The organism is Candidatus Komeilibacteria bacterium CG_4_10_14_0_2_um_filter_37_10, from assembly GCA_002793075.1.
Taxonomy (GTDB): domain Bacteria; phylum Patescibacteriota; class Patescibacteriia; order UBA1558; family UBA1558; genus UM-FILTER-37-10.
This window is the reverse complement of record PFPO01000068.1, coordinates 1-4777: the sequence shown is the minus strand read 5'-3', so window position 1 is coordinate 4777 and position 4777 is coordinate 1. Positions and strand designations below refer to the sequence as shown.

Annotated in this window: 7 protein-coding genes; 1 reads left to right on the top strand and 6 read right to left on the bottom strand. The window is 36.9% G+C overall.

Annotated features, from left to right (window positions below; all coding sequences use genetic code 11):
* A partial coding sequence (locus COX77_03515; GenBank protein PIZ98765.1) for a hypothetical protein occupies positions 1-407 on the bottom strand: 407 nt, incomplete at its 3' end.
* Between the two features lie 59 nt (positions 408-466).
* Between COX77_03515 and COX77_03510 the strand changes: the two genes are divergently transcribed.
* Positions 467-1387: an L-lactate dehydrogenase gene (locus tag COX77_03510; GenBank protein PIZ98764.1), complete on the top strand. Its 921-nt coding sequence runs from the start codon at positions 467-469 to the stop codon at positions 1385-1387.
* Positions 1388-1389: 2 nt separating this feature from the next.
* Here the strand turns inward: COX77_03510 and COX77_03505 are convergent, their stop codons facing one another.
* From COX77_03505 to COX77_03485, 5 genes are all read right to left on the bottom strand, one after another.
* The gene (locus tag COX77_03505; GenBank protein ID PIZ98763.1) at positions 1390-1704 is read right to left on the bottom strand and encodes a hypothetical protein; all 315 of its coding nucleotides are present in this window, start codon (positions 1702-1704) and stop codon (positions 1390-1392) included.
* A 36-nt stretch (positions 1705-1740) separates the two neighbouring features.
* Positions 1741-2733, bottom strand: coding sequence for a 23S rRNA (adenine(2503)-C(2))-methyltransferase RlmN (gene rlmN, locus COX77_03500; protein ID PIZ98762.1), 993 nt, complete (start codon positions 2731-2733; stop codon positions 1741-1743).
* A gap of 4 nt (positions 2734-2737) precedes the next feature.
* Complete coding sequence (locus tag COX77_03495) at positions 2738-3295, bottom strand: arginine decarboxylase, pyruvoyl-dependent (protein ID PIZ98761.1); 558 nt, start codon at positions 3293-3295, stop codon at positions 2738-2740.
* Positions 3296-3372: 77 nt separating this feature from the next.
* Positions 3373-4341, bottom strand: a complete 969-nt coding sequence (locus tag COX77_03490) for an endolytic transglycosylase MltG (GenBank protein ID PIZ98760.1) — start codon at positions 4339-4341, stop codon at positions 3373-3375.
* Between the two features lie 2 nt (positions 4342-4343).
* On the bottom strand, positions 4344-4777 hold a 434-nt coding region (locus COX77_03485), incomplete at its 5' end, for a hypothetical protein (GenBank protein ID PIZ98759.1).

Genomic DNA, 4777 nt, shown 5'->3' with positions numbered 1-4777 from the left:
AAAATTAATCGGGCTAACTCGTGCGGAAAAGTCAGAGCAGATAGCGAGATGCTTTGTGGGTATTTTTTAATAACCCCTTGATCAAACCCGAGTGTTCCAGCAATCACCAAAACAACTGTATCGCGTTTTTTTTGCAACCAACTGGCAAATTGCACTGAATCAAATCGTTGACCTACCTCGCGTAACAAATAAACTTGGTCTGGAGTATATTTGCTAAGCGCTGTTATTAATTTTTGTCCCTCTGTTTGTTGAGCTTTATCTTGATTACGGACAGAAAAAGATTCAGCTTTTAGCTCCTGAATGTCAATTCTAGCATAAGGACGTAAACGTAAAAGATAATCCTGAACTTTAGTTAGGTAAGACTGATCCTTAATATGATCAATAGCGATAATTTTTAGGTCATACATATTTACATAATCTATATTTGTTCTATACTTATAATTAATAATTAATTAATTTACACAATATGTCAAATAATAAAATTGCAATAATTGGCGCCGGGCAAGTGGGTAGTACTATTGCCTATAGTTTAATCATCCAGGGACTAGTTCGTGAGATTGCTCTTTTTGACATTGATCATAAAAAAGTCAAAGCGCAAGTAACGGACTTACAACACAGTATTCCTTTTTGGAATTATTGTCATATCAAAGTTGGAACTGAAAAAGATCTTACTAACTCGGCCATTGTTATTATCGCTTGTGGTGCTAAACAAAAAGATCAGCAAACTCGCCCGGATCTCTTGCAAGACAACTATCAAATGATAAAAAATATCGTTCCCCACCTCTATCGAATTAACAAAGATGTCATTACTTTAATAGTGTCTAATCCCGTTGATCTGCTTACTTACTTTGCTATTAAGTTAGTACCGAATAAAAAAAACAAAATATTTGGATCGGGTACTATTCTGGATACCGCTCGTTTTAAATACTTGCTCGGTGATCAACTCAAAATCAATCCGCGTAGTATTCATGCCTATATTGTCGGCGAACATGGTGATAGTGAACTACCACTTTGGAGTACCGCGACGATTGGTAATATCCCCTTGGCAAATTTTCCACTGAAACAAAAAGAGTTAGATAAAATCTTTTACCAAGTCAAAAATGCCGCCTACCAAATTATCGCTGGCAAAGGGGCTACTTACTATGCGATTGGTGGTGGTGTTACCCAGCTAGTAGAAACAATTTTGCAAGATCAAAAAACTGTTTGGCCGATTTCTCACTATTTGAATGGGGAATTCGGTTTACGTAATGTCTGCCTGAGCCTTCCCGTCATTCTTGGCCGGCAGGGTATTGTCGGAAAGTTAAAATATCAAATTAGTTCCCGCGAACAAAAAAAATTGCGGTCTTCGGCCGCAACTCTACAAAAGATGATAAAACACATTAAATAACATTAGCCTACCTTGGAACGCTTTACTTCTGGTGCTTTCATAGCTTTAATGCGCGCTATCATATCATGAGTAAACTCTTGGTGATATTGGTTTTCCACTAACTGACGAATTTGCTCACCAGGTTTTTCCTGATCCAAAAAATCAAATAGACTCCCTTCCAAATCAATCAAAGCTTCCTCAATATCCTCATAATTAGCGACGGTCTTAGTGCATTTATCGACATAACGCTGATAAACTTCTTGAGCAGCATCTTTCATACTCTCACTACTGAGATCTTTATTTTCACTACTGATGGGATAAATCGCTGTTTCCTTCATATTAGTATTATATTCCCTTTATTTAATAGTAGTCAATTAGTTACCAACCAATTGCCCACAGGCACTATCAATATCTGCGCCAAAACTATAGCGCTGAGTAACTTTGATACCTTGTTTTTCTAAAGTGTGTCGGAAAGCCATAATATTTTTTTTGCTACTAGCACGAAATAAATCAGTATCATTATACGGGATCAAATTTACGACATACAAATTATTATCCATTAATTGAGCTAGTTGTTGAGCACAATACTCGTCATCATTAATACCGTCAATTAATAAATATTCAAACATAACTTGTCGGTTAGTTCGTTTAATATAATCCTGAACCGCCGAAAGAATTTTACTGATATTGTATTTTTTGTTCATCGGGATAAGCTTATTACGAATTCTGTCGTTCGGCGCATGTAAGGAGATAGCCAAGTTAAATTGCCTGGGATCGCTAGCCATTTTTTTGATGCCGGCAATAATACCCACGGTGGATAATGAAATTTTACGAGCAGCAATATTAAAATACTGTGGATCGTTAAAAATAGATAAGGCTTGATAAACCTGCTCAATATTTAAAAATGGATCACCCATACCCATAAATACAACATTAGTTATTCGCTGCCCATCTTTTTTTATTTGCCGCGACCAAAATAAAAGCTGAAGAATTATTTCTTCAGCTTGTAAATTTCGCACAAATCCCATACGCCCAGTAGCGCAAAATACGCAACCAGCAGGACAACCGCACTGTGTTGATACGCAAACAGTAACACGACCATCAGTGTGCATCAATAGTACTGTTTCAATACTGTGACCATCGGCTAATTGTATTTTAGCTTTACTAACGGCTTGATTTTTGGCTTTGATCAATTGCGCGGCAATCGTCAAGGGAAAATCAATACTGAGTTGATGACGCAATGTCATGGGTAAAGTAGTAGCTTCTTGCCAATCGCTAATATGCTCCTGCAGTAGATAACGAAAAATCTGATTTTGTCGATATTTTGGTTCCCCAGCTATTATTTTGTGAATGGCTAAATAAATCATAATTTTATGAAACCATCATAGCAACTGCAATAACTGTTGTCCAGCGACCATCACTAGTAACCTCAGCTGATTGACAAATATGTCGGCTTTTCAAAATGTGACCTCGTGATCGATACTCTTTTCTTCTTTCCGACCAATCTTTTTCGGGATCCACCTCGATACCCAGCATTGTGCCGAGCATGGAAGCAGCTAAGTCTTCTGCATAATCACCGGCAATTTTACCTGTTTGGCCAAAGGCATGATGTTCCGACAAATAACCATACTGCTTACTATCCTTGGGTTTAGCCAGTCCGACGGCAGCAGCTAATAAACGATTAGTTTCCTTACTGGCCAAGCGAGCGATAACACAATGGACGATTTCACCAGGCTCTAATAAAGATAAACCTTTGCGAGCGGAAATTATCCGACATTTGGGCGGGAAGATGCTCGAGACAGTAACTACTAAATTAAACTTCTCAATACCAGCATTTCTCAAAGCGTCTTCGAATGAAGCTAACTCGTCTTTGTGTCGACCAATGCCTTTAACAAAAAAAATACTTTGCGGTACGTGTCTGTTACCCATTGTTTTCACCTTTCTAAATTAATGAACGAATAAATTAACTGCCAAAATAATAAATTATTAATAAACTACTGTCAATATTAATCTAAATATTTCCTTTTATTTTGCAAATGCTCAGGATAATTACGGCTATAAATAACCGCACCATCTTTGGTTGTTAAGAAAAAATAATAATCATTAGCCAGGGGTTCAATAACCGCTTGAATGGCTGAGAGACTGGGATTGCAAATGGGGCCTGGCGGTAATCCAGCCTGGCGATAAGTATTGTACGCCGACTGTATTTCGGTATCAGTATATGATGGCTGAGTGGTTCCTTTGTGAGTAATATAGTTAACCGTAGCGTCAGATTGCAAGGGGTAATTGTCCTGCAACCGTCGCCAAAAAATATCAGCTACCAAACGACGGTCTTGGTTAGTGGGTACTTCTTTTTCAATAATTGAAGCTAAGTTGATAACATCAGTCAGCTTTAATTTTTTTTGCGTTATTTTAGTCCGTATTTCTGCACTTATCTTCTGAGAAAAATTATCCAGCATTTTATTAATAATCTCTTCCGCGCTTGTTTGCTGATAAATACGATAGGTATCCGGAAACAAATACCCTTGTAAATAATCTACTGTGGGAGTTGCTAAAAAATCATAATCATAATCCTTAGCTAAAGCGGTCTTAAATTCGGCAACAGAGACAATATTCTGCTGAGCTAAATATTGAGCAATCTCTTCATTGGTCCAACCTTCAATAATAGTAATCGATTGTTCTTGATTTATGCTTTTGGGCTGGGTAATTATTTGCAAAACCTGCCAATAATTCAATGCTTCCGTAAAAAGATAGTCATTAGCAACTATTTGATCCTTCTTGTTGGTAATCAAAAGCAGTGTCATCAACACCAATGGTTGTCGAATCACATCGGCTTGAGCTAAATTTTGACAAATTTGCCAACTAGAGATTCCCGCTGGTATACTAATTTCTGTTGGAGCAAGGTTTTTCGGTACTACTATTAAAACTAAAAAAATAATTAATATAACACTCAAACTAATAAAAAATAATTTCATGATTATAAATATCTATTTAATTTTTTTTTCTGCTGACATTCCTTTAATAACAATTTGATCTTCTGGGCACTGCTCAACGGGCAAATTAAAATTGCATCCGGAGTATTGATAATGGCTAGATCTCGTACACCTAAGGTGGCAATCAGTTTGTGATCGTTATTTAAAATAATATTATTCTGACAATCTAAAGATAAAATATTTTGGCCGCGGATCACATTGTTACATTGATCGGCTAACAAAGTATCTTTCACTGCTTGCCAATGACCAATATCACGCCAAACAAACTGAGCGGGCAAAACTATCATGTGATGATATTTTTCCAGTAAACCATAATCAATAGAAATAGCTGGCATCTGTCGATAAGCATCCCGAACCAATGTTGACCATTGGTTTCTTGGTGCCGTTAATATTTTATTATACTGTTGATAATGCTGAG